Source organism: Sedimentibacter sp. MB31-C6 (assembly GCF_035934735.1).
Classification (GTDB): Bacteria; Bacillota; Clostridia; order Tissierellales; family Sedimentibacteraceae; genus Sedimentibacter.
In genome coordinates this window covers 940,590-966,340 of the sequence record NZ_CP142396.1, presented here as the reverse complement: position 1 = coordinate 966,340, position 25,751 = coordinate 940,590, and the positions used below count along the sequence as shown (strand labels likewise).

26 protein-coding genes are annotated in these 25,751 nt (G+C 28.6%); 21 read left to right on the top strand and 5 right to left on the bottom strand.

All coding sequences use genetic code 11. From position 1 onward, the window contains the following. Positions 1-21: 21 nt before the first annotated feature. Together U8307_RS04685 and U8307_RS04680 are read left to right on the top strand one after the other, a co-directional pair. Positions 22-453 carry a DUF5348 domain-containing protein gene (locus tag U8307_RS04685; RefSeq protein ID WP_326910624.1) on the top strand — a complete coding sequence of 144 codons (432 nt, stop codon included), beginning with the start codon at positions 22-24 and terminating at the stop codon, positions 451-453. A gap of 383 nt (positions 454-836) precedes the next feature. Then, the gene (locus U8307_RS04680; protein ID WP_442985538.1) at positions 837-2,435 is read left to right on the top strand and encodes a recombinase family protein; all 1,599 of its coding nucleotides are present in this window, start codon (positions 837-839) and stop codon (positions 2,433-2,435) included. Here U8307_RS04680 and U8307_RS04675 read toward each other — a convergent pair. Both U8307_RS04675 and U8307_RS04670 read right to left on the bottom strand, forming a co-directional pair. After that, positions 2,432-3,706 (bottom strand): ferrous iron transporter B, encoded by a 1,275-nt coding sequence (locus U8307_RS04675; RefSeq protein ID WP_326910620.1) that lies wholly within the window; start codon positions 3,704-3,706, stop codon positions 2,432-2,434. The genes U8307_RS04680 and U8307_RS04675 overlap by 4 nt on opposite strands. A gap of 14 nt (positions 3,707-3,720) precedes the next feature. Next, positions 3,721-3,942: a FeoA family protein gene (locus U8307_RS04670; protein WP_326910618.1), complete on the bottom strand. Its 222-nt coding sequence runs from the start codon at positions 3,940-3,942 to the stop codon at positions 3,721-3,723. Between the two features lie 142 nt (positions 3,943-4,084). Between U8307_RS04670 and U8307_RS04665 the strand changes: the two genes are divergently transcribed. Next, positions 4,085-4,525 carry a metal-dependent transcriptional regulator gene (locus tag U8307_RS04665; protein ID WP_326910616.1) on the top strand — a complete coding sequence of 147 codons (441 nt, stop codon included), beginning with the start codon at positions 4,085-4,087 and terminating at the stop codon, positions 4,523-4,525. A gap of 63 nt (positions 4,526-4,588) precedes the next feature. On the opposite strand, the gene U8307_RS04660 is transcribed toward U8307_RS04665, so the two are convergent. Continuing rightward, positions 4,589-4,717 carry a hypothetical protein gene (locus U8307_RS04660; protein ID WP_326910613.1) on the bottom strand — a complete coding sequence of 43 codons (129 nt, stop codon included), beginning with the start codon at positions 4,715-4,717 and terminating at the stop codon, positions 4,589-4,591. A 172-nt stretch (positions 4,718-4,889) separates the two neighbouring features. Between U8307_RS04660 and U8307_RS04655 the strand changes: the two genes are divergently transcribed. From U8307_RS04655 to U8307_RS04620, 8 genes are all read left to right on the top strand, one after another. After that, positions 4,890-5,648, top strand: a complete 759-nt coding sequence (locus U8307_RS04655) for an ABC transporter ATP-binding protein (protein WP_326910611.1) — start codon at positions 4,890-4,892, stop codon at positions 5,646-5,648. Beyond that, positions 5,635-6,456 carry an ABC transporter permease gene (locus U8307_RS04650; protein ID WP_326910609.1) on the top strand — a complete coding sequence of 274 codons (822 nt, stop codon included), beginning with the start codon at positions 5,635-5,637 and terminating at the stop codon, positions 6,454-6,456. The genes U8307_RS04655 and U8307_RS04650 overlap by 14 nt, the downstream gene beginning before the upstream one ends. Before the next feature lie 200 nt (positions 6,457-6,656). After that, positions 6,657-7,196 carry a helix-turn-helix domain-containing protein gene (locus tag U8307_RS04645; RefSeq protein ID WP_326910607.1) on the top strand — a complete coding sequence of 180 codons (540 nt, stop codon included), beginning with the start codon at positions 6,657-6,659 and terminating at the stop codon, positions 7,194-7,196. A gap of 320 nt (positions 7,197-7,516) precedes the next feature. Continuing rightward, entirely contained in the window at positions 7,517-8,074 is a 558-nt protein-coding gene (locus tag U8307_RS04640) for a hypothetical protein (protein WP_326910605.1), read from the top strand. Next, positions 8,064-8,837, top strand: coding sequence for a TatD family hydrolase (locus tag U8307_RS04635; protein WP_326910603.1), 774 nt, complete (start codon positions 8,064-8,066; stop codon positions 8,835-8,837). The genes U8307_RS04640 and U8307_RS04635 overlap by 11 nt, the downstream gene beginning before the upstream one ends. A 19-nt stretch (positions 8,838-8,856) precedes the next feature. Then, positions 8,857-9,450 carry a DNA-3-methyladenine glycosylase gene (locus U8307_RS04630; protein ID WP_326910601.1) on the top strand — a complete coding sequence of 198 codons (594 nt, stop codon included), beginning with the start codon at positions 8,857-8,859 and terminating at the stop codon, positions 9,448-9,450. Positions 9,451-9,529: 79 nt separating this feature from the next. Continuing rightward, a complete protein-coding gene (locus U8307_RS04625) occupies positions 9,530-9,973 on the top strand; it encodes a MarR family winged helix-turn-helix transcriptional regulator (RefSeq protein ID WP_326910599.1) in 444 nt (147 codons plus the stop codon). A 40-nt stretch (positions 9,974-10,013) separates the two neighbouring features. Continuing rightward, positions 10,014-10,856: a DegV family protein gene (locus U8307_RS04620; protein ID WP_326910598.1), complete on the top strand. Its 843-nt coding sequence runs from the start codon at positions 10,014-10,016 to the stop codon at positions 10,854-10,856. A 44-nt stretch (positions 10,857-10,900) separates the two neighbouring features. On the opposite strand, the gene U8307_RS04615 is transcribed toward U8307_RS04620, so the two are convergent. Beyond that, positions 10,901-13,228: an ATP-dependent Clp protease ATP-binding subunit gene (locus U8307_RS04615; protein WP_326911545.1), complete on the bottom strand. Its 2,328-nt coding sequence runs from the start codon at positions 13,226-13,228 to the stop codon at positions 10,901-10,903. Between the two features lie 394 nt (positions 13,229-13,622). Here U8307_RS04615 and U8307_RS04610 point away from each other — a divergent pair, with 394 nt between their 5' ends. Beyond that, positions 13,623-14,945, top strand: a complete 1,323-nt coding sequence (locus U8307_RS04610; RefSeq protein WP_326910596.1) for an aspartate kinase — start codon at positions 13,623-13,625, stop codon at positions 14,943-14,945. A gap of 54 nt (positions 14,946-14,999) precedes the next feature. Here U8307_RS04610 and U8307_RS04605 read toward each other — a convergent pair whose 3' ends face one another. After that, positions 15,000-15,536, bottom strand: a complete 537-nt coding sequence (locus tag U8307_RS04605) for a DUF2179 domain-containing protein (protein ID WP_326910594.1) — start codon at positions 15,534-15,536, stop codon at positions 15,000-15,002. A gap of 167 nt (positions 15,537-15,703) precedes the next feature. Here U8307_RS04605 and trmB point away from each other — a divergent pair, with 167 nt between their 5' ends. The 9 genes from trmB (at position 15,704) to U8307_RS04560 (ending at position 25,744) form a co-directional block, all read left to right on the top strand. Continuing rightward, the gene (gene trmB / locus U8307_RS04600) at positions 15,704-16,345 is read left to right on the top strand and encodes a tRNA (guanosine(46)-N7)-methyltransferase TrmB (RefSeq protein ID WP_326910592.1); all 642 of its coding nucleotides are present in this window, start codon (positions 15,704-15,706) and stop codon (positions 16,343-16,345) included. A gap of 8 nt (positions 16,346-16,353) precedes the next feature. Beyond that, a complete protein-coding gene (locus U8307_RS04595; RefSeq protein WP_326910591.1) occupies positions 16,354-16,638 on the top strand; it encodes a DUF1294 domain-containing protein in 285 nt (94 codons plus the stop codon). A gap of 153 nt (positions 16,639-16,791) precedes the next feature. Beyond that, complete coding sequence (locus U8307_RS04590) at positions 16,792-17,424, top strand: TetR/AcrR family transcriptional regulator (RefSeq protein ID WP_326910589.1); 633 nt, start codon at positions 16,792-16,794, stop codon at positions 17,422-17,424. A 22-nt stretch (positions 17,425-17,446) separates the two neighbouring features. Continuing rightward, positions 17,447-18,157, top strand: coding sequence for an ABC transporter ATP-binding protein (locus tag U8307_RS04585; protein WP_326911543.1), 711 nt, complete (start codon positions 17,447-17,449; stop codon positions 18,155-18,157). Next, the gene (locus U8307_RS04580) at positions 18,157-20,505 is read left to right on the top strand and encodes an ABC transporter permease (RefSeq protein WP_326910587.1); all 2,349 of its coding nucleotides are present in this window, start codon (positions 18,157-18,159) and stop codon (positions 20,503-20,505) included. Before U8307_RS04585 ends, U8307_RS04580 begins: the two co-directional genes overlap by 1 nt. 22 nt (positions 20,506-20,527) lie before the next feature. Beyond that, a complete protein-coding gene (locus tag U8307_RS04575) occupies positions 20,528-21,718 on the top strand; it encodes an efflux RND transporter periplasmic adaptor subunit (RefSeq protein ID WP_326910585.1) in 1,191 nt (396 codons plus the stop codon). Positions 21,719-22,149: 431 nt separating this feature from the next. Continuing rightward, entirely contained in the window at positions 22,150-23,751 is a 1,602-nt protein-coding gene (locus tag U8307_RS04570; protein ID WP_326910583.1) for a glutathione ABC transporter substrate-binding protein, read from the top strand. Positions 23,752-23,929: 178 nt separating this feature from the next. Continuing rightward, positions 23,930-24,850: an ABC transporter permease subunit gene (locus tag U8307_RS04565; protein WP_326910581.1), complete on the top strand. Its 921-nt coding sequence runs from the start codon at positions 23,930-23,932 to the stop codon at positions 24,848-24,850. A 27-nt stretch (positions 24,851-24,877) separates the two neighbouring features. Further along, the gene (locus U8307_RS04560) at positions 24,878-25,744 is read left to right on the top strand and encodes an ABC transporter permease subunit (protein WP_326911542.1); all 867 of its coding nucleotides are present in this window, start codon (positions 24,878-24,880) and stop codon (positions 25,742-25,744) included. The last annotated feature ends 7 nt before the right edge of the window (positions 25,745-25,751 follow it).

Sequence of the window (25,751 nt, the reverse complement as noted above, 5' to 3'; positions counted from 1 at the left end):
AACATAGGGAGGAGGTCAATTGTGAGTAAAAAAGCTTTTATTGAGATTGATGAAGTGATTAATCAAGCAGATGAATTAAAGAACAAATGCTTATTAATGATTGATAATGTTGAAGAAGATCGAGTTAATAATGCTTTAGATTCTTTTGTTGCTAAGATAGAGGACTTTATTGAAGATTTATATTATTTAAATGCTCCTGTTAAAGAAGGAATATTATCTTTTGATTCAACAACAGAAAAATTTTACATATCATATAATGATGGAACGGATAGCTTTTTATTTGGATGTGGTACTTCTATAGAAATTTATGATATAAATAATGACGAGTGGATTATTGGTAGAATTGAGGGAAGAAATATTGGAACTAATTCTTTTGTAAATGAATACTATTTTTATGGAGTTAATAATCCTACTTTATATAAGGGAATGAGAGTTAGGAAAAGACAAATGTAACAATGCTTTCTGAAAAAAGAAATATTTTTTGATGATAAGATTAAAGTTTAAATTAATATAGTCTGTTAAGTAATAATAATTTTTTGAAGGGAATATACATAATAGAGAGGTGATATCATGTCTAGTGTAAATATCAAGAAGACTAAAAACAACAAGAACCAGGAGAATATTTATAAAATCACTAGTATATATAATGAGGAGAAAACTGTAAAGGAGTTAATAAAAGAATTACTGGCTACCAAAAGTAAACATATATCTTGAATAAAATTAATACATTTGCTACAATTGACTCAAGAAATTGAGTTGATTGTAGGTTTTCAAGAAGAGGGAGGGAATAGATACACTTGAAGCTCCAACCTACAAATTATAAAGCAGCTTTATACATGAGATTGTCGAAAGACGATGAAGGCTTAAGTGAAAGTTCAAGCATCTCAACTCAAAAGAAGATGCTTTCTTCTTATGCTAAGGAAAATAAATTTGAAGTTTATGATGAATATATCGATGATGGTTATAGTGGCACAAGTTTTGAACGTCCTGCATTTTTAAGAATGATTCGGGATATAGAAGACAAAAAAGTTAATTTGGTTATTACTAAAGATTTATCTCGTTTAGGTAGAGATTATATTACTACAGGTCAATTTACTGAAATATATTTTCCTGAACATGGGGTAAGGTATATTGCAATTAATGATGGTTATGATTCTGAAAGCATATATAATGATATCGTTCCATTTAAGAACGTATTAAATGAAATGTATGCAAGAGATACTTCGAAAAAAATTCGTTCTGCATTTCAAACGAAAATGAAAGAGGGAAGTTATATTGGGAATTTTGCTCCTTATGGATATAAAAAGGATCCTAATAATAATGGTCATCTAATAATTGACGAGGAAGCTGCATCAGTTGTTAAAGAAATGTTTGAGATGGCTGAAATGGGACATAAACCTACTGATATAGCAAAATATTTAAACGAAAAAGGAATTATGACTCCTGCAATGTATAGATGCTCTACTAGACCATATTTAGATATTGATAAGTATTCTAAGCGGAAAGAATGGATTTCTGTTACTGTAGCAAAAATGCTTAAAAATATTGTTTATTTAGGACATACTGCTCAAGGTAAAACAAGGAAAGTATCATTAAAGAGTAATGCTACTATTATAAATCCACCTGAAGAATGGATAATTGTTAAGAATACGCATGAACCTATTATTACCCAGGAAACTTACGATATCGTAAGACAACGAACAATAGCACGTACAAATAAGAGAAAATCAAATTTTAAAAATATATTTTCTGGTATAGCTAAATGTGCAGATTGTGGGAAAAACATGTCTACTGCTGGAACCAGAAAAAAAGGTGCAGTAGCAAATTTAGTATGCGGTGGATATAAGTTGTATGGAAGTAAAGAATGTAGTAATCATTTCATTGATTATGAGACATTATATGATATAGTGCTAAATGAACTTAAAAAACATATTTGCTTGACAGAAAATGAGAAAAAGTCTATATTAAAAGAGTTACAGGACGAAAATGATTTAAGTAAAGATAGTAACTTAAAGAAAAATATAAAAATGCTAGAAGAGTATAGACTTAGAATCAAAGAAATTGATAGTATAATTCAAAGACTATATGAAGATAATGTTACAGGAAAAATTAGTGATTCGCGTTTTAGCAACTTATTAAATTCATATGAACAACAACAGCATAATATATTAAATAAAATTGAAGAGCTAGAAAATATAGAAAGATTAAAAGAAGATAGTCAAAAAGAAGCATATGCTAAGTTTTTTGAATTAATTCAAGATTATACTGAAATAAAAGAATTGACTCCTGAATTATTATACAAGGTAATTGATTATATAGAAATAGGTCAAGGGCATTATGAAAAGACTGATAAAGGAAAAGTCAAAAAACAAAGCATTAAAATTTATTACAGATTTATCGGTAATATAGAAGAAAATAAAAATAGCATAAATTAACCCATACACATACTCAAACTCTGTTTTCCGTGAGCACAAGCTTTTTTAAAGAGATGGTCTAAATTAAAAGCTACTCTTGGTAAATATCCTAAATCCTCTAATAAAGTAAATAATGGAAAGAAAATTGCCATTGGAGGCAGCATAACTGATACTACCCAGGCGAGAGTTCTGTACATTCCATCTATAAATATTCCCCTTATGAATTCAGGAACTCTTAATTCTATAAACAATCCTGATAAATAATCTTGAATTTTGAATAATATATTACTTATTATTTGGGAAGGAATATTTGCCCCTTGAATCGTAATCCAAAATATTAATCCCAATAACCCTAGCATAATTGGTATACCAAAACGCTTTGATGTAATGATATCATCTATTTTTTTATCTCTGTTGTTTTTTTTGTAATCTTCGATTACATATTTTTGCTTTAAATTATTTGCATAATTATAATTTATTTCTGATATTTTTTCTCTAATTATATATTTGTTTTCATTAAGATTAAATTTATTAATTAATTCATCAGCTTGATTTTTTGTTAAGTGTTTATCAGATTGAGATGAGAAAATACATGGTTCACTGTCTATTAAACGTAGTCCATTCCATCTTAAGTTGGATATATTCATTTCTTTTAAAACAGGTATAATTTCTTCTAACTTATTTTCAATTTCATTATCATATCTTATTATATTTGGCTTATATTCTATATTATTAACTGCTATATCTTCAATAACTCTTTTTAAATCCTCCATTCCTTCACCACTTCTTGCAGCTGTTAATACTATAGGTATGCCAAGTTCTTTTTCAAGATCATCTTTTTTTAATGAAATATTTTTATTTCTTGCTTCGTCTATTAGGTTTATACATAATATTACTTTTGGAGAAAGTTCCATTATCTGAAATACTAAATTTAAATTTCTTTCTAAACAAGTTGCATCAGCTACAACTACGATTGCATCATAGTTTCCAGAACATGTGAAATCTCTAGCTACTTCTTCATCTTTAGAAGAAGTAAATAAGGAATAAGATCCTGGTAAGTCTACCATAATGTAATCTTCGTTATTATATTGGTATTCTCCTCTAGCAGTAACTACAGTTTTTCCAGGCCAATTTCCTGTATGTTGTTTAAGGCCTGTTAAATAATTAAAAACAGTACTTTTACCTGTATTTGGATTTCCAGCTAAAGCTATAACATGTTGATTATCACTTTTACTTATTTTATAAATATCTTCCATTGCTTCCTTTTTGATTGATTGTGCTGTAAGTCCCAAGATATCACCTCTTTCTAAACTATTTCAATATAGTTTGATTCTTCCTTTCTAAGTGCTATCATAGCACCTCTGATTTTATAGACTGTAAGATTATCTTTAGGACCTTTTCTTAAAACTTCTATATCAGCACCTTTAGTTAAACCAAGGGCAAGTAATCTTTCTTTTAATGAATCTTTAGCATCATTTTTATCTACTTTTACGATTTGACCAATATTTGCATCTGTGAGTATTTTCATAGTTATCCACTCCTTGACATATTTTATTTGAATTAGCATATTATTTATTTAAGAGTAATAATTTTAGCCTAAGCTAACTTTATTATCTATATTATGAATTAAAAAGTATTTTGACACACTAAAATAAAATTAGGATGGTTTTATGGATAAGGATTTTTATACATTTAGAGGATATAGGATAAAAAATCAAGAAGTACTTTCACCATCTATGGAAGATTATATAGAAATGATTTATAGATTATCACTAGAAAAAGATGTGGTAAGAGCTAGTGATTTATCAGAGTCATTGCATGTACAGCCTCCTTCTACTACTAAAATGGTTAAAAGGCTTTCTAAATCTGGTTATGTTTATTATGAAAAATATGGTCAGATAAAGTTAACTAAGATTGGAAATGAAATAGGGGAGTACTTATTATTTAGGCATAAGACTGTATATAATTTTTTACAATTAATAGGAGTTAAAGATAATTTATTAGAAGAAACTGAAAAAATAGAACATGCTATTAGTGCTGATACCTTAGAGCGAATAAGTAATTTAACTACTTTTCTTAATAATTGTCCAGAATATATAAAAAATAATTAATTCCCCCTTTATTTAATTTATTTGCTATATTTGAACTAGATTGTAGTCTAGTTCTTTATTTGCTTATTTTTCGTTGGCGTCAACATCTTCTTTTCTTTCTTCAACTTCTAATTCATCAGGGATATAAACATTTCCAGGATTTTGCACTTGACTATTTTTCATCTTAAGTTTATTAAGTAAATTTTTAAACATGATTTCACCTTCCTTAATTATAGTTTTTCACTATTATAAAAATATATTATTTATTTTTACAAATTATAAATTATTTTCTTGTTTTTAAAATTTATTTTATCATTAACTTATTAATATATCTTGAATAAGATAATGTATAGATTTCAATTATATTGTCTAACGGAGGTAAAATATGGAGTATGTATGCGAACTGAAAAATATCTCTAAAAGATTTCATACTATAAATAACGAGACAAAGGCAATTGAGAACATTTCATTTAAAGTAGGAAAAGGAGAAATTGTGTCTATAGTAGGACCATCTGGTTCTGGTAAATCAACTGTGCTATCCTTAATAGCTGGATTAGAGAAGCCTTCAGAAGGAGAAATTAAAATTAATACTGATAGTATTGGCTTTATGTTTCAGAAAGATCAATTATATGAATGGAGAAATATATATAAAAACTGTCTTCTTGGTTTAGAAATTAAAGGAAAAGATAATGAAGAAAATAAGAATAAGGTTATGGAAATGTTAAAAAAATATGGTTTGTACAATTTTAGAGATCATTATCCAAGCCAACTTTCTGGTGGTATGAGACAAAGAGCTGCTTTAGTACGGACGTTAGCGATTGAACCTGATTTGTTGCTACTAGATGAACCTTTCTCTGCATTGGACTATCAAACTAGACTGTCAATTGGTAATGAAGTTGGGCAAATACTAAGAAAAGAAAAGATTACTGCAATTATGGTTACACATGATGTTCCAGAGGCAGTTAGCATTTCTGACAGAGTAATAGTGTTTACTGAAAGACCTGCGAAAATAAAAAAAGAATATACAATAGATTTTAATGAATGCGATGGGGATAGAACTCCTATGAAATGCAGAAACACATTAGCATTTGGAGAATACTTCAGACAGATATGGAGGGATTTAGATGCAGATGGAAAAATATAAAGATAACAAAGAAGTAGTTAATATATCAAAAGAGCAACAAGAATTTATTAAATCAATAAAAAGAGAGAATAAGTTAATTAGGATTACTCAAATATTAATATTTATAATATTTATATCACTTTGGGAGTTTTCTGCTAGAAATAATTTGGTTGATACGTTTTTAACAAGCAGTCCAGGAGCTATTAAAGAGTTGATATTGAGGTTTATAGAAGATGGAAGTCTCTTTAAGCATTTATATGTATCTACTACAGAAACATTAGTGGGTTTTTTAGTTGGAACAATAATTGGTTTTTTAGTTGCAATATTATTGTGGTGGTTTGAAAAATTAGCAAGAATTATGGATCCATATTTAGTTATTTTAAATAGTTTACCAAAGACTGCCCTAGCACCAATTATTATATTATGGGCTGGTATGGGTTTTTCAGGAATAGTAGTTACAGCAGCGTCGATTTCTGTAATAGTAACAATAATGACTTTATATACTGGTTTTACAAATGTGGAAAATGATAAAATTGTATTGCTTAAAACATTAGGAGCAAATAAGTTTCAGATATTAAATAAGGTTATTGTACCTTCAAATCTTCCTAATATTCTAAGCGTAGTAAAGGTGAACATAGGTTTATCTTGGATTGGAGTTATTGTTGGAGAATTTCTTGTATCTAAAGCAGGAATTGGTTATTTGATTCTTTATGGTAGTCAAACATTTAAGCTGGATCTAGTAATGATGGGGGTTTTTATATTAGCAGTTATTGCAGCTATAATGTATTTTTTTGCAGCGTGGTTAGAGAAGAAAGTTATAAAATATTAATATAAAATGAGGGTGTATATACATCCTTATTTTATTTGTTGAAAAATCGTTTTCATCATAGTATAATATAATAAGTTATTAAAGCATTTTTACGTCGAAGGGGGACATAGGTCACCCTAGCGGCGTTGCGAAGCAACTCCTTTTATAATTTTTTATTTAAAAGAGATAGAAAACAACATAAGTGAGGAAGGTGTTAAATTATGGAATTAGGTGAAAAGATTAGATCTCTAAGACAAAAATATAAAATGAGTATAGAACAACTTTCAGAGAAATCAGGTTTAAGTAAAGGTTTAATAAGTCAAATAGAGAGAGATATAACTGGTCCTTCAGTTGCCTCCTTATGGAAGATTTCTAAAGCTTTAAATGTAACAATGAATTATTTTTTTAATGAATATGGAGAAACTAATAAAGTTGTTCGCAAGGAAGAAAGAAAAAAAATATTGATGAATAATTCGAGTAGAATATATGAACTTCTAAGTCCAGATTTAAAGAAATCAATTGAACTAATTTGGATAGAAATTGAACCAAATGACTCAAATTGCGATGAACTAATATGTCATGAAGGTGAGGAATGTGGAGTTGTCATTAAGGGATCATTAAATATTTTATCAGGTGAAAACGTATACAGTTTAAAAGAGGGAGACAGTATCTACCTTGATAGTACGATACCTCATAGGTTTTTAAATAATGGTATAGATAAATCAATTTCTATTTGGGCGATGGTTCCTCCTAGTTTTTAAGTATATAATGCAACATACACACGTCTTGCGGTATGCATAAAATGCATACCCTACATTTAAATAAAAATTCTGGTATAAGTTATTTTAAAACTAATATTCTACACTGTAGGGGACGCATTTTATGCGTCCCGCGCTTTTAGTATTACATAGACATGTTTGTAAAAAGTTATTATGTTTATTCTTGTAAAAATATAACCTTTATGAGATAATTTAAATTGTAATAAATATTAAGGATTGCCTTCAATTATTTTGTTATAGTTGAACTACTAGCAAAAATATGATAAAATTTACAGAAATTTAAAAGTGAAAGGACCTAAATTATGAATGTTTCAACAATTTTATATCCCATTATTTTAGTACTTTGTGGTTTTCTAATATATACAAATTTTAAAAACAATAGACAATATGAAAAAGAAAATATTGAAATATTGTACTTTTTAAATGAAGATGATAAAACAATGAGATTAGCAAGTCGTTTATTACTTGCTTTTATGATATTTTCTTCTGGTGTAATATTATTTCAAATGTTCAAAACAAAAAGTTTTAATGGAACTGACTCAATGTTTATGGTTGTTTTGCCAATTATGTTAATAGTTTTATATGTTCCATTAACAAAGAAAACACGCGTTACAACATTAGGCATATACAAAAGAACGACATTAATTCGATGGGAAAACATAAAAAGTGTTAATTATTTGAAACCTGATGCAAAGGGTAGGGTTAAGGTAAAGGTATTACATTTGAATATGAATAGAGAAATTAATGTAGATTTATTGTTTAAGAAGGATGATGATGAATTAGCTAAGTTTAAATATACAGTAAAAGAATATAGAAGCAATAAAAAAAAGAGTAAGAAGGATAAAAAAAGTGGAAATTAAATATGTAGATAGTCATGCTCATCTTGATGACGATAGATTTAATGATGACAGAGATGAGTTAATAAATTCATTAAAAAATAATGGAATAGATTTAGTATTAAACCCAGGAGCAGACTTGAAGTCCTCTAAAAATGCAGTTAATATAGCAAATAAATATAAAAATATATATGCTGCCATAGGGTGTCATCCACATGATTCTAAATATATGACATACGAAACTATTGAAATTTTTAAAGAGTATACAAAGAATGAAAAAGTAGTGGGAATAGGGGAAATCGGTTTAGACTATTACTATGATAATTCTGATAGAGAAGTTCAAAAAAAATGGTTTAGAGAACAAATAAAACTTGCTAAAGATGTAGACTTACCTTATATTGTCCATGATAGAGATGCTCATGAAGATGTTTATAGAATCATTAATGAAGAACATTATGATGGTACAAGAGGAATTATACATTGCTTTTCTAGTAGTGTTGAAATGGCAAAAGAATTTATTAAACTAGGTTTTATGATATCCCTTGGTGGACCTGTTACATTTAAAAAGGCAAAAACACCAAAATTAGTTGCAAAGGAAATACCTTTAGAATATTTGCTAATAGAAACAGATTCTCCATATTTGACTCCAGTACCTTATAGAGGAAAAAGAAATGAGCCCTCATATGTAAAATATGTAGCTGAAGAAATTGCAATAATAAAAAATCTTCCTGTTGAGGTAGTAGCAGAACAAACAAAAGAAAATTTTAAAAAGTTATTTAAATTATAATAAAGAAACAGGAATAGTTATGTATAAGTTGAATAGAAATTTTTATAATAGAGATGCGCGGATTGTAGCACAAGAATTGATTGGGAAAGTTTTAGTTAGACAATATGACGGTAACATTATTAAAGCTCGTATTACGGAAACAGAGGCATATATAGGGGCAATAGATAAGGCTAGTCATGGTTATGGGGGTAAAATAACTAAACGTACAAAAATTATGTATGGACCTCCGGGTTACACATACGTATATCTTATTTATGGTATGTATTATTGTTTAAATTTTGTTACTGAAGGCGAGGGTGTTTGTAGTGCAGTTCTCATTAGAGCTGCAGAACCAGTTGAAAACATTGGATTAATGTGCAATAATCGATACAATAAATCATTAAACGAAATTAGTAAACAGCAACTAAAAAACTTATCAAATGGACCAGGAAAGCTTTGTATTGCTTTGGATATATCAAAGGAAGATAACGGTGTTGATTTAACTAAAGAAGAAATATACTTATTAGATGATGAATATACTAATTTTTTAGTAGAAAAAAGTAAACGTATAAATATTGATTATGCAGAAGAAGCAAAAGACTTTTTATGGAGATATACAATTAAATTATTATAAATATATATGAGTATAAAGTACTTGACAAAATGTATGTTTGCAAATATAATTTGATTATCAAAGTAAATGAGGTGGTTTAATGAGTAGTCATGAAACGTTGAATGAAATACTTGTAAGACTTTTTGCTAATATATTGGACATTGAAGAAAAATGCTTACGCAGAGGTGAATTTAAAAATTTGTCAATTTCTGAAATGCATGTAATCGAGAGTATAGGCGTTGATAAGGATCGAACTATGTCAGATACTGCCAAGGATTTAAGAGTAACATCAGGCACCCTTACTACTGCAGTAGATAATCTTGTAAAAAAGGGTTATGTTGAAAGACACCGCTCTGATGAAGATAGACGTGTAGTTAAAATTAAACTTAATGAAAAGGGTATTAAAGCATTTAAATCACATGAAGACTTTCATAAAGATTTAGTATTAAGCGCATTGGAAGAATTGGATAAACATGAAGAGGAAGTTTTAATAGAGACTTTAACTAATATTGATAACTTCTTTAAAAAGAAATATAAATTTTAAAGTCTAAAGTTTTGATTAAGAATAATATAGTGAGGTATATATGGGTATTAGAATAATAATAGATAGCACATCAGATGTAACACCAGAGATAATTGACAAATATAATTTGATAATGGTACCGCTAACAGTTAATTTTGAAGATAAATCTTATTTAGATAAAATCGAAATAAAATCAGATGAATTTTTTGAGTTACTAAGTAAATCAGAAAAACTTCCTACTACATCTCAAGTTTCTCCAGGAACATTTGTTGAAACATTTAGTGAGATATTGTTACAAGGGGATGAAATAATAGGATTATTTTTAGCTTCAGAATTTAGTGGTACATATGAATCTGCAAGAATAGCAAAAGATATGATAGGTGGAGATAAAATTCATTTAATTGACTCAAGAAGTGTTACTCTTGGATCGTTTGCTCTTATTTTAGAAGCCATAGAATTAGTTAATCAAAATAAGAATATTCAAGAAATTGTTGAAACTTTGGAAGTTTTAAAAGATAAAGTTGAAGCAGTTGCGGTATTAGATACTCTCAAATATCTTGAAAAAGGCGGAAGACTTTCAAAAGGTCAAGCTGTTGTTGGCTCGATTTTAAACATAAAGCCAATTATTAGGATAAAAGAAGGGAAGATAAATGTTATTGATAAGATTAGAGGGAATAACAAAACAATAAGGTGGTTTGACAAGTGGATTGAAGAGAATAACTTTGATTTATCTGATAAAACAATTCTCTTATTTCATGGTCGTAACATAGAACAGCTTAAGGTATTAAGAGAAGCTATTGAAAATAAATATAAGATTAAAAATATTATTGAGCAAGAGATAGGTCCGGTAATAGGTACTCACGCAGGTCCTGGTGTTCTTGGAATTGGATTTGTTAATAAGTAGTATATAGACAATAATAGGGGATGCATGCATCCCCTATAGTTTGTTTATTCAACAATTAGTTCAGTTTTTTCTGAGTCATTTACAGTTACTGTTACTATACTATTTTCTTTTATAATATTTTTTAAATAAGCTTCTGATATTTCATCTTCAACGTATTTTTGAATAGACCGTCTTAAAGGTCTCGCACCGTATTTTGAATCATAACCCTTCTCTAAAATGAAATTTTTCATTTTCTCAGTTACGTTTATAGTAATTTTCTTTTCCATTCCTTCATCATAAACTTCTTTAAGCATTAATTCTATAATACTACTTAATTCTTCTTTTGATAATTTACTAAATACTATTATATCATCTATACGATTCAGAAATTCAGGTCTAAAAGTTTGCTTTAATGCATCTTTAACCTTTGATTCCATAGCTTCGTATTCTTTATTATCAAATCCTATTTTATTACTTTTAATGTTGCTACCTGCATTTGATGTCATAATTATAACAGTATTTTCAAAATTAACAGTTCTACCTTGGTTATCAGTAAGTCTTCCATCTTCAAGGATTTGAAGAAGTATATTAAATACATCTTCATGAGCCTTTTCAATTTCATCTAATAGTATTACTGAATATGGTTTTCTTCGTATTTTTTCTGTTAAAAATCCAGCTTGATCGAAACCAACATATCCGGGAGGCGCTCCTATTAATTTTGAAACAGTATGTTTTTCCATATATTCAGACATATCAAGTCTAATCATAGCATCTTCACTTTCAAACAGCTCAAAAGCTAAAGTTCGAGCAAGCTCAGTTTTACCAACACCTGTAGGTCCAACAAATATAAATGATGAAGGTTTCTTTTTTTTCTTAAAACCAGAGCGATTTCTTCTTATAGCTCTAGATAAGCTGGTAACAGCTTGATGTTGTCCAATAACTCTCTTGTGAAGCCTATTTTCTAATTGAATTAACTTTTCAGCTTCTGCTTCATTGATTCTTTGTACTGGTATTTTTGTCCATGCTTCAATAACATAAGCAATATCTTCTACTGTTAAATAAACATTATCACATTCCTTAGATAATTCTCTAATTTTTGTATCAACACGTATTTCATTTACCTTTAGTTCGGCTGCTCTTTCATAATCATCTTCTTCTGCAGCCTTTTCCTTTTCTTCTCTGATTTTTGTTATTTCAGTTTTCAAAGCTTCAAGTTCGACCAATCCTTTGTTTTTTAAGTTAGCTCTTGAGCCGGCTTCATCTAAAACATCAATAGCTTTATCGGGAAGAAATCTATCTGTAATATATCTTTCTGACATGAAAACAGCTTGATTAATTACTTCATCTGTTATTTTAACTCTATGATAATTTTCATAATAGTCCTTAATTCCCTTAAGAATTTCGATTGAGTCCTCTATTGATGGCTCATCTACAATAACAGGCTGGAATCTTCTTTCTAATGCTGTGTCTTTTTCAATATGTTTTCTATATTCTTCAAGGGTTGTAGCTCCTATTATTTGAACCTCACCTCTAGCAAGGGCTGGTTTTAAAATGTTAGCGGCATTCATTGCACCACCTTCTGCCTCTCCAGCTCCCACAATGTTGTGTAATTCATCTATTACAATAATAATATTTCCTGCCTTTTTCGCTTCATCAATAATTGCCTTCATTCTAGATTCAAACTGGCCTCTAAATTGAGTTCCTGCAACTACAGCAGTTAAATCAAGCAGGTAAATTTCTGTTTTAAATAACTTAACTGGTACTTGTTTGTCAGCAATTCTAACAGCTAAACCTTCTGCAATAGCAGTTTTACCAACACCAGGTTCTCCTATTAAAACAGGATTGTTTTTTGAACGTCTGTTTAAAATTTGGACAACTCTATCTATTTCTCTATTTCTTCCTATTATTCTGTCTAAGTCACCGTATCTTGCTTGTTCTGTTAAATTGGTTCCATAAGTATCAAGATATTTTAATTTTTTGCGCTTGACCTTTTCCTTTAATTTTGTTCCATAGCTAAACTTTCCATTAGGAACTTTAATATCTTCTTGCTCCTCTTCCTCAGGTTGGAAATCTTTATTATTAGAATTTGTAAGGCCTGAAAATGCGGAGTTCATTAAGTTCATAATGGAATTCATATTTTCTTTATCTTCACCTTCGATATTTTGTGACAATTTATCTAAATCTAAATCACCCATTACTTCTGAAAGTTGATTGTTTATATTTTCGAAATCCTCTGGATTCATACCACTTTGTTTCATAATTTGTTCCATAGGGGCAATGCCTTGTTTTTTTGCGCAAGGAATACACAAGCCCATTGTTTGCATTTTACCTTCTTGTACTTTGTTAACATATATTACTGCAATGTTTTTCTTGCATACTGAACATAACATAATTTTCATCTCCCATACTGATATTTAATATGTCCTATTATAGAGTTTCCATTAATAATTTCATTATTTATTAATATAGTTTTTAATATTTAAACCTTACAAAGCTTTTATTTCCTAAAATTTTTTTCTGTTTTTTTAATCGTCAACTATAAGATTAACTATTTAATTTATATATACGATAGTTGATTATAATACATCTTTCTTAAAAAATCATTAAAAAATATCTTTGTGACATAAATTTAATAAAACTGGGACAATCTTTTTCCATTATTTAAACCCAGTTTTTTTACAATACCAGAATAATGTTTGCGCATAGAATACAAACGTATTAAATATGTTGACATTTTTTTTAAGCTATGGTATTGTATAAAAGTTATTATACAAACAGGAGGAGCAAATGGTCAAGGTTGCAAAATTTGGTGGTACTTCTTTAGCTGATGCATTTCAGTTTAAAAAAGTACATGATATAGTTAAAAGTAATGATGAAAGAAAATATGTTGTAGTATCAGCCCCAGGGAAAAGGTTTAAAGAAGATAATAAAATTACTGACTTGTTATATTTGACGCAAGCCCATGTAAAATATTCAGTACCCTATGATCCTGTTTTTAATATTATTGAAGAAAGGTTTCAGACAATAAATGATGAATTAAAATTGTCTGTTGATTTGAAAAATGAATTTAAAATTATAAGAGAGAATTTAAACAATAAATGTGAAGAAGATTATATTGTTAGTAGAGGTGAATATTTAAGTGCATTATTATTATCAGATTATTTGAAATGTGATTTTATAGATGCAAAAGATTTAATTTTTTTTAATTACGACGGTACTTTAAATAAAGAAAAAACAAATGAAAAAATAAGTCATATTTTGAAAGGTTCAAAAAAAGTTATTATCCCAGGATTTTATGGATCATATCCAGATGGAAGTATAAAGACTTTTTCAAGAGGTGGATCAGATATAACGGGAGCACTTATTTCAAGTGCTATAAATGCTGATATGTATGAAAATTGGACAGACGTGTCAGGTTTTTTAATGGCAGATCCTAGAATTATAAAAAACCCTAAACAAATAAAAAAGATAACTTATCAGGAACTTAGAGAACTTTCATATATGGGAGCTTCAGTATTACACGATGAAGCTATATTTCCAGTTAGACAAGCAGGTATACCTATAAATATTAAGAATACTAATGATCCAAATAATTCAGGGACTATCATTATAGGAAATGACCAGATAGATGGAAATTATGAAACTGATCATATTATTACAGGAATAGCGGGGAAAAAGAACTTTTCTTTGTTTTATGTTCATAAGGAACATATGGCAAACGAAGTTGGGACAATTAAAAAAGCTTTAGAAGTATTTGAAAATCGAAAAATAAGCATAGATCATGTTCCTTCTGGAATAGACAGTTTTTCAATTGTACTTCCATCAGATAGTGTAGATAAAATAGATCATGAAATTGTTGAAGAAATAAAAACAAAATGCAATACTGAAACAGTAAATGTTTTTAAAAACTTAAGTCTTATTACCACTGTAGGAATTAATATGGCTTCTAGACCTGGTATTTCAGCTAGGTTGTTTTCAGCATTAGGAAATAATAAAATTAATATTCGTATGATAGACCAAGGGTCAAGTGAAATTAATATTATTGTTGGAGTAGAAGATAGAGACTTTGAATTAGCTATTAAAGCAATTTATAATGCCTTTGTTCAATAAGATAAATAAAATAGCTGTCTCATAAATTTTTGAGACAGCTATTTACAATTACTATTATTTTTTTACGAAACCACCCATCATTGATTTAATATCATTTACAGTAATATATGCTTTTGGATTATATTTCTTTATTAAATTAATAGCTTCGGGTATTCTTTTTCTCTTTAATTGAATAAATAGTAAATTCTTTTTACTGTTATTTTTACCTTTTCCTTCTATTATTGTTACACCAAATCCCTGTTCTCTAAGAATATCAGCTAATACTTCTCCAGTACCTTCATTTATTACAACTTGTATAGAAGCTAGCCCAACAGCTATTTTAGATTCTATTGTAACTCCGATATAATTGCCAAGTGCAAAGGCTGCTGCATAGATAAATACTTTTATTGGGTCTTCTGCAATATTTGTTAAAACAGAACTTACTACAATTAACCATATTAATATTTCAACAAACCCAAGGATTGCTCCTATTATCTTTTCTCCCTTATTTATATATACTAATCTAATAGTTGAGATTGTTACTTCTACTATTTTTGCACAAAAAATAACTACATACAAAGCGGGTCCAGATAAGTTTAAGATAAAATCCATTGTTCACCACCTCAATATTTTTTAAAATTTTTATTTAATTTATTAGTATATTACTATTTTTTTTAAGTAAAAGCAATAGATAATAATATTATAATAAATATTAAAATTTCTATTGTTTAAAAGACTGAAATAATGTAGAATTTAATCATAATGTTAGAGGAGCAATTATGAGATTGAGATATGTACCTGGCCAGTATGAGTATTTACAACAGCACAGCAAAGCAATTACTGAACCAGAAAAAAGAAATTATAAACTAAATGATTTATTTAATAATAATAATCCAATATACATTGAATTAGGGTGCGGTAAAGGAAAATTCTTAAGAGATAATGCACTACAAAATCCAGAAATAAATTATATTGGATTTGAAAAAAGCGTAAAAGTAGCATACAGATGTGCTAAATCTGTTTATGAAAATGATCCTGATAATTATTATATAGTTTATTCCAATGGTGATATTATAAAGGAAGTATTTAATCCTAAATCAATAGAAAGAATTTATTTAAATTTTTCCGACCCTTGGCCGAAACCATCTCATTATAAAAGAAGGATGACGCATAGAAATTTTCTTTATGTTTATAAAATGGTACTAACAGACAGTGGAGAGATTCATATGAAAACAGATAATAATGATTTATTTGAATATTCAATAAAACAATTTAAAGAAGATAACTGGGATTTGATTTTAGTAACGAGGGATTTACATAATAGTACTTATTGTCAAAATAATATTATGACTGAATATGAGGAGCGATTTGTTAATGAAGGTAGACCTATAAATAAACTTATTGCTAAATTAAAGAATTAGGGGAAATTATGGATTATATAAAATATATTTTAATGTATTTGATTTTTATAAATGTAATATCTTTTGTATTATTTTATATAGATAAATGGAAAGCAAAAAAAGATAGATGGAGAATTAAGGAAAGGACTCTGCATTTAACTCAATTTTTTGGAGGCTCTTTTGGAAGTATCGTTGCAATGTTTCTGTTTCATCACAAAACTAAGAAACTCAAATTTGTTATTATTACGGGAGTAGCTTTAATATTCAATATCTTTATTATATATCAGATTTGTAGTATTGGGAGTGGAGTTTAAGGTTAGAGTTAAGGATAATATAGAGGTCCTTAACTCCTTTTTATTTTCAATTCAAACAAAATTATTCATATATTGACTAATTAGTCAATATAATATATAATATTGACTTACTAGTCAATGATGTAAATAAAAGTAAATGAAAGGATACTAATAATGTTGGACAAATCAAAAAAAGAAAGAATACTTATAGCTAGTCTTGAAGAATTTTCTGAACATGGATTTGAAAAAGCAAGTACAGATAGTATTAGTATAAAAGCTGATGTATCTAAAGGATTGATATTTCATTATTTTGGTACTAAAGAAAAACTTTACATGACAACTATAAATGAATGTGTGGATGATATATTAGATGATTTATTATTTAATTACAATAAGATTGATTTGCAAGATACTGATTTGATAACAATACTTATGAAATTGATGGAGAATAAATATAATTTTTTCATAAAGAATCCTTTGCATTATAAGTTAGTAATAAAAAGTTTTTATAACTCTCCTCCAAAACTAAAATCAGAACTTGACAAAAGATATTCCGAATTAAAGGAGATAGGTTATAATATTATGGCTGAAATTATCAAAAATCTGTCATTGAAAAGAGATATTGATGTTAATAATGTTATTTCTATTATAACAGCAATTACTAATATAATTGAATTGAAATTCACACCATATTTAACAGATGATACTGCTAACTTTAAAATGTATTATGAAGAGATGAAAGAAGAATATATAAAGTTAATGAAAATTGTTATGTATGGAATATTAAATGAGCAAAAAGATGGCTAATAAAATTGATGTGGGGGTGAACATAATGAGCAAAATAGTTTTAAAAGTTGAAAATTTAAGCAAATATTATCAAATGGGAGAAGTAACAGTAAAAGCTTTAGAAGATGCAAGTTTTGAAGTATGTAAAGGTGAGTTTATTGTTATATTAGGACCTAGTGGGTCTGGAAAAAGCACCTTATTAAATATAATTGGCGGAATGGATACACCTTCTAGTGGTAAAGTATATTTCAATGATGAGTTGTTGACAGATATGAATGATAAAGGACTAACGAAATATCGAAGAAATAAAATAGGTTTTGTATTTCAATTTTATAATCTTATGGCTACTTTAACAGCTAGAGAAAATGTAGAGCTAGCAACAGAAATTGGCGAAGATTCAATTGATATTGAAGAAGTTATGTCTTCTGTAGGGTTAGGAGATAGAATAGATCATTTTCCTTCACAAATGAGCGGTGGAGAACAACAGAGAGTTGCAATAGCAAGGGCAGTTGCTAAAAACCCTCAAATATTATTATGTGATGAACCAACTGGCGCATTAGATTTCGAAACAGGTATATCAATTCTAAAAGTTCTAAAGGATGTAAATATAAAATATAAGAATACAATAATAGTTATAACTCATAATTCTTCTATTGCAGAAATGGCAGATAGAGTTATAAAAATGCGAAGCGGAAAAATCACAGAAGTTGTAGTGAATGATGACCCTATTTCACCTGAAAGGATTGAGTGGTAATGAAAAAGCTTGATAAAAGACTTTTCAGAATGATAAGAAGTACTAAAGGTCAATATATAGCAGTTTTAGCTATAGTTATAACTGGTTTATTTGTATTTACAGCTGTAAATAATTCCGCACTTAATTTGAAGGACTCACTAAATGAATATTATGAAGAAACAAATTTTTCAGATATTTTTGTAACTGCTGTCAGTATTCCTGAAAAACTTGAGAGTAGTTTAATAGGGGAATCTGATATAAAAGAAGCTGAAGCAAGGCTTGTTTTTGATACATCATTTATCACTGAAGACGATGATGAAAAAGTAAATATAAGAGCTGTTTCTGTAAATAAAAATGAAAATAAGTTAAATAAGTTGTTTGTTAAATCAGGTAAAAGAGAATTATCAGAAAAGGACATAATTGTAATTGAGCAATTTGCAACAGCTAGAAATATTAACTTGGGAGATAAAGTGAAACTTCAGATAAATGGTAGGGAGTATACATTTAATGTATCTGCAATTGCATCTAGCTCAGAATATGTTTATATTATGGAAAATGAGCAAACTTTACTTCCGGATCCTGAAAGTTTTGGAATAGTATTTATAGAAGAAGATTATTTAAGAAAAATATATGGTGCAAATGGAAATTACAATGAAATAATTATAAACATAAATGATATGGATAATTTAGACCAAACTGTTGATTATCTAGAAGACAATTTAGAGAAATACGGAGTAAAAAGAGTAATAAAAAAAGATGAACAATTAAGCAATAATATGATGAGTCAGGAAATTGATGGGCTAGAAATGATGTCTCAATCTATTCCTGTAGTATTTTTAGTATTTGCTGGAATCATGTTATCTTCTATGCTCTCAAGAATTGTAAAAAAAGATAGAACTTCTATAGGAATTTTAAAAGCCTTAGGATTTACAAACAGTGAAATAATTATACATTATTTAAAATATGCTGCTTCTATAGGAATTATAGGCGGACTTATAGGGTCATTATTAGGAACTGCCTTATCCAGTGTAATGACTAACTATTATTTGGTATTTTTTAATATTCCTATGCTTACAATTAAAGTTTATTATAATCGTATTATAACTTCGGTTATTTTATCATTGTTATTCTGTATAATGTCTGGATTCTGGGGAATTCGAGGAATAATAAAAATTAATCCAGCAGAATCTATGAAACCAGAATCTCCCAAGAAGGGGAAAAGAATTATTATAGAAAATATGAAATTTATTTGGAATTATGTACCTTTTTCTTGGAAAATGGTATTAAGAAATATTTTCAGAGAAAAGAAAAAGTTTGCTTTTATTGGAGCAGCTGTAGCGATTACTTGTGGCATGTTAATTATGACTATATGGATGATTGATATAATAGATATAATGTTTAACAGGCATTATAGTGAATTTATGAAGGTAGAATATAATATAAACTTTACAGGATTTCAAGATGAAAATGTAAAAAAAGAAGTTGCGAAACAAGTTAATGTAACGGATATGGAAGGTAGAATTGAATTGCCATTTGAAATAGAAAATGGAAGGAAATCTAAAATTGTTAACATAATAGGACTACAAAATAACTCTGTATTTTATGGTTTTCAAGATTTGAAAGGAAATGATTTAAAAATTCCCTCTGAAGGAATTCTAATTTCTTCAAATTTAGCAGATTCTTTAAATGTTAATATTGGGGATGAAGTATTCGTAAAAAATTTCTTACCCAATAAAGATGACAGTTATGTAACTGTTAAAGGAATTGTAAAACAAAGTTTAGGAATTAATGGATATATGAACATGGATTACATGAACAGTAGGTTTTTGGATAAAGGTATAATTAACGGTATCTATCTTAATTCAAATGATGATGTTTCTAAAAAGTTAGATGATATGAATAACATTAATACAATTCAGTCCCAAGAAGATATGAAAGGTATGTTTGAAGAATTTACTACAATTACTGCTGTTTCTATGAGTTTTATGGTAGTGTTTTCTGGACTTTTAGGATTCATAATTGTATATAGCATGACTCTAATGAGTATAAATGAAAGAACTTTAGAATTTTCCTCGTTGCGTGTTATGGGATTTACTAAAAATGAAATTTTCAATATGCTGATAAGGGAAAATATGATTATGTCATTCATAGGAATCATTATAGGTATACCATTGGGTTTATGGCTTATTGATTATATGGGCAAGTCATTTTCTACAGACGTATATACAATGAATGAACCTGTTGCAGCTAGTGGAGTTATTATATCAATATTTTTAACAATAGTGTTTTTGATTATGGCACAATATTTGACTTATACGAAAATTAACAAGTTAGATTTTATGCAAGCACTTAAAAATAGAATATCATAATAAAGAGAATTTGGAGGGTTATATGAAGATTAAAAAAAAGTATTTCATAATAGCAATATTTATAATTTTAGGACTTGTTATTGCAATATCAGTATTTACAAAAGAAAAGGAATCATATGAAGGACAGACAACAACTGTAGGATTGGGTACTATTCAAAAAACCATTGAAGAAACAGGTTCAGTTTATTCTAAAAGAATTAATACGTTTTATTCAGATATGAGTCAGAAGGTGGAAGTTCTTAATGTTAAAGTTGGTGATAAAGTTAAAAAAGGTGATGTGATTTTAACTTATGAAAGTAATTTTGAATTAGAAATCGAAAGAGCTAATAAGCAAGTTGAAGCAATTACAGCAGAATATAACGAATCAGCTAAAGGTGCAGATTTTCAAGAAGTATCTAATATTAAGCTAAATATTAATACAATAGAGAATAATTTAGATTTTGCAAGAAGTAATTTTGATAAAATAAAGACTTTATATGAAAATAATGTAGTAAGTCAAGTGGATTATGAAGAGGCAGAAAATAATGTGTTACTACTAGAAAATCAATTGCAAGAAGCAAAAAATAATTATGACCAAATCTTGCAAGGTGTATCATCTAATGTAAAAAGGCAATATGAAGCTCAAATTGAGGAAATTATGGTACAAATAAAAATATTGGAAAAGAACTTAGAACAAACTTCAATTATAGCAGAATTTGATGGAGTTGTAACTGAATTAAATGTACATCAAGGTAGTATGACGCAAACAGGAGTGCCTGTTGTAGAGATACAAGATGAAAGTAATCTTGGTATATATGTAGAAATATTAGCAGAAGATGCACATGAAATAACTGATGAAATGCCATTTATAATAATGAATGGTGATGAAATAGATGAAGAATTGATAGTAAATAGAATTTATCCTAAGGCACAATCTAAAGTTTCTGACCTTGGTGTTGAACAAAAACGAATAAGAATAGAAGCAGATTTAAAGGAAAACAACAATCTTAAAATTGGAACAGATGTAGATATTGTAATAGTAATAGAAGAAAAAAATAATGTACTACTTATTGATAGAGATGCCGTATATGAAAAATCTCATAAAGAATATGTAACACTAATCAATGGAACAGAAGAAATAGAAACAGAAATTATAACGGGTCTTAAGGGTGATAAAAATGTAGAGGTAATATCAGGATTAAAAGAAAATGATATTGTTTTAATAGAATATTGATAATTTAAAGATGATGTAGTTTAAAATGTATCAAGAATAAAAAACACATTGTATGAATAAATATGCATACAATGTGTTTTGCTTTGTGTATGTCTATATAAGTACAAATCATAATATTTGTATAATTTATGAAATCACAATAATTGATGAAATTTAAGGCATGGCAAAAGACAACAGTTATAAAATAAACGTTTTACCGCAAACAAAAATGCGAACTATAAGCCTGCGTACTATCAATAAAATTCGTAAAAACGAAAAAAAGTAATTGACTTTAATAACATACTATCTTATAATTATAGAAATTTGTTGAGAGATATTGTATAGTCGATTTATAATTGACCATATCTTCAATCACATTATAATAAAACTAAAATAAGCTCAGTAGAAATTATGAATTTGTAATTTGAGCGAAAGAGAGGACAGGTTAAATTATGAAAAGAAAGTTATTATCATTTTTAAGTGTAATTTTAATTATGGGTATGGTTCTGGTTGGTTGTTCAAATCCTCAAGAAACATCAGAAGTACCTAACACTTCAGAAACAGAAACACCAAATAAAACTGCTAAAACAGATATAGTTATAGCAACTGCTGCTGATTTTATTACAATGGATCCCGCTGATGCTAATGATACATTATCAGGTTCAGCACAAAAAACAATGATGGAAGGATTATTTGGATTTGACAAAGATATGAAAGTAATTCCTTTATTAGCTGAAAGCTATACAGCTAATGATGACGCTACTGAATTTACTATTAAATTAAGAGAAGGTGTAAAATTCAGTGATGGAGTTGATTGGAATGCAGATGCAGCTATTGTTAATTTAGATAGGCTTGCTGATCAAACTCAAGGACTTAAGAGGAATAGTTTATTTAAACTTATCTCTAAAAATGAAAAAGTAGATGAATATACTATTAAAATTACTTTAAGTGAGCCATTTGGTGCAATGATTAATACATTAGCACATCCAGCAGGTTTAATGGTAAGTCCAAAAGCTCTTGAGGAATATGGAAAAGAAGTATCTCAACATCCTGTAGGTACTGGTAGATATGTATTTAAGGAATGGAAACCAGGTGAAAATTTAACAGTAACAGCTAATCAAGATTATTGGGGTGGGGCGCCTGAGTTTACTTCAATTACATTTAAACCTGTTGTAGAAAATGGTACAAGAATAGCAATGCTTCAATCGGGAGATGCTGATTTCATTTTCCCTGTTCCAACAGAGCAAATTGAAAGTTTAAGATCGAATGACGAACTTACAGTTACAACAATTCCATCAATAATAGTACGTTATGTCACTTTAAATACAGAAAAAGAACCTTTTAATGATGTAAAAGTTAGACAAGCCTTAAATTATGCTATTGATAAAGAGGCCTATAGTAACGTAGTATATAATGGTTTTACTGCACCGATGGATTCTTTGATAGCTCCAAATGTACAGTATTATAGTGCTCAAACACCATATGATTACGATGTTGAAAAAGCTAAATCTTTATTAAAAGAAGCTGGATATGAAGATGGTTTTGAAGTAAAACTTTGGAGTAATAACACTACAACTAACATAAAAGCAAGTCAATTTATTAAACAACAATTATCATTAGTTGGAATCACAGTAAATGTTGAAAATATGGAAGTTGGAACTTTGGATCAAAATATTACAGGATATGCAGAAGGAACTCCTGGTAAAGATGTAGGAGTTGAAATGTATCTTATAGGATGGTCACCTTCAACAGGTGATGCTGACTGGGGTTTAAGACCATTAGCAGCTTCAGAGTCATTCCCACCAGTATCATACAATATTGCATACTATAGCAATCCGGAATTTGATAAAGAAATACAAGCTGCTTTAGCTACTGCAGATCCAGAAAAAAGAGAAGAAGCATATGTTAAAGCACAAAAAATTGTTTGGGAAGATGCTCCAATGATATTTTTCACTGTTGATGAAACATCTTTTGCTTCTAGAAATAATGTAAGTGGAATACTTACAACTCCGGATGGGTCTTTAGACGTAACGAATGGAAGAGTTGTACAATAGATAAAGTTTATATGTAAAATAATTTAAATTTAACTTTAAAATATTGGTATAATTTATTTAAACTTTATACCAATATTTTATTTCTTGATTTATGAGTAGTTGTGATAAAGTCCTATATTAGTAGGATTTCGATTATAATATTTAAGCAGTAATAAAGTATACAAGGTGGTGAAATAAAATGCTACGTTATTTTATTAAAAGACTTTTAGCAGTAATTCCAACTATAATTTTAATTTCTATATTTGTATTTATGTTTGTAAGATTTATACCAGGCGATCCGGCAAGAAGAGTAGCAGGACCAGATGCAACATTAGAAGATGTAGAAATGATTAGAGAATCCCTTGGCTTAAACAAACCTGTAATCGATCAATATAAGGATTACATGTTAGGTTTATTAAAGGGAGATATGGGAGATTCCTTAAAAACAAAAAGACCAGTATCATATGAAATTGGTTTACGATATATGAACACAGTAAAATTAACTGTTGCAAGTTTGTTTTGGTCTGTTTTATTTGGCGTTTTCATTGGAGTATTCTCAGGCAAAAACAGATCTAAATGGCAAGATTATGCAGGTATGACATTCGCTGTATCTGGTATATCAATACCATCATTTTGGTTAGGATTAATTTTAATAGATATTATTGCAGTTAAATTAAATTTGCTTCCAACAGTTGGTTCAGGTAGTATCAAACATTTAATTCTGCCTTCAATAACATTAGGGGCTAGTGTTGCTGCAATTATAGCAAGATTTACAAGATCATCAATAATAGAAGTTTTAAAAGAGGATTATATTAGAACTGCTAGAGCAAAAGGTTTAAAAGAAAATAAAGTACTTTGGAAACATGTTTTTAGAAATTCAATGATGTCTGTTGTAACAGTAGTTGGATTACAGTTTGGATTTTTGTTAGGCGGGTCAGTTGTTACTGAATCAGTATTTGCATATTCAGGATTAGGAAGTCTTTTGATTGATTCAGTAAATTTTAGAGATTATCCAATGATTCAATCATTGATTTTAATTTTTTCATTACATTTTGTTTTAATTAATTTGTTGGTAGATTTGATTTATGCGGCTTTAAATCCTGAGATACAATTACAATAGAAAGGAGGAAAAACTTTGACTGAAAAAATGGAAAAAAGTGAAAAACAAGACATTAGAACTCCTTTCGCAGAGTTTTTAATGAAGTTTAAAAGGCAAAAAACAGCGATTGTTGCGTTATTGTTTATATTGATTCTAGTTATATTATCGATTTTTGGGGAAATGATTGTCCCTTATGGAGTAGATGAATTTGATTATAATAACGTTCTACAAGGACCTACAAAAGAGCATTTGTTTGGTACAGATGAATTTGGAAGGGATATATTTAGCAGGGTTATTCTTGGTGCAAGAATATCATTGGCAGTTGGGTTATCCTCTGTTACTGTTGGAGCTATAGTAGGAACAATTTTAGGGTTATTAAGTGGATATTATGGAGGTATTATTGACAGCATAATTATGAGGATATCAGATACACTATTTGCTTTTCCAGGTGTTATATTAGCAATTGGAATTATGGCAATCCTAGGGCCTGGTATATTTAATGTAGTTATTGCTGTAGCAATATTTAGTGCTCCATCATTTGCAAGAATTGTTAGAAGTAGCACTCTTGCACAAAAAGAATCAGTTTATGTTCAAGCGGCAAAGAATTTAGGAGCAAGTGATGCGAGAATATTAATTAAACATATTCTTCCAGGAGCTATGTCTAATATAATTGTGTATTATACAATGAACATTGGTTCATCTATATTAACTGCTTCAAGTTTAAGCTTTTTAGGAATGGGAGCTGCCGCACCTAGTCCAGAATGGGGTCTTCAGTTAAGTACAGGAAGAGCTTACGTAGGTTTAAACTGGCATATGACATTTTTCCCAGGTTTTGCAATTTTCTTAACTGTGCTTTCTTTTAATTTGCTTGGAGATGGATTAAGAGATGCGCTTGACCCTAAATTGATACAGTAGAGAGGAG